Origin of the sequence: uncultured Ferrimonas sp. (genome assembly GCF_947489035.1) — a bacterium.
Lineage (GTDB): Bacteria > Pseudomonadota > Gammaproteobacteria > Enterobacterales > Shewanellaceae > Ferrimonas.
Genome location: NZ_CANLCI010000067.1, coordinates 1 through 746 on the forward strand (window position 1 = coordinate 1; position 746 = coordinate 746).

At 52.0% G+C, this 746-nt stretch carries 1 protein-coding gene; it reads right to left on the bottom strand.

The window, feature by feature from the left end:
• On the bottom strand, positions 1 to 746 hold a 746-nt coding region (locus tag Q0796_RS18095), incomplete at both ends, for an elongation factor Tu (protein ID WP_298445886.1).

The following is a 746-nucleotide window of genomic DNA, read 5'->3' on the forward strand; positions in this document are numbered from 1 at the left end:
GTCTTAGTGGTTTCTTTAACGCCAACGATTTCTACTTCGTCGCCTACGCGTACGATACCGCGCTCTACACGACCGGTAACTACAGTACCACGGCCCTGGATAGAGAATACGTCTTCGATTGGCAGCAAGAACGCGCCATCTACTGCACGCTCTGGCTCTGGGATGTAAGTATCCAGTGCTTCAGACAGCTCGATGATTTTAGCTTCCCACTCAGCTTCGCCTTCTAGGGCTTTCAGAGCTGAACCCTGAATTACTGGAGTGTCATCACCTGGGAAATCGTACTCAGACAGCAGTTCACGAACTTCCATCTCTACCAGTTCCAGCAGCTCTTCGTCATCTACCATGTCACACTTGTTCAGGAACACGATGATGTAAGGTACGCCAACCTGACGAGACAGCAGGATGTGCTCACGGGTCTGTGGCATTGGGCCATCAGTAGCAGCACATACCAAGATAGCGCCGTCCATCTGAGCAGCACCGGTGATCATGTTTTTAACGTAATCAGCGTGTCCTGGGCAATCTACGTGGGCGTAGTGACGGGTCTCAGTATCGTACTCAACGTGAGATGCAGCGATGGTGATACCACGCTCGCGCTCTTCTGGAGCGTTATCGATCTGGTCGAATGCTTTAGCTTCGCCACCCATGTGCTTGGCCAGCACGTTGGTGATTGCAGCGGTCAGAGTGGTTTTACCGTGGTCAACGTGGCCAATGGTACCAACGTTTACGTGCGGTTTCGTACGTTCAAA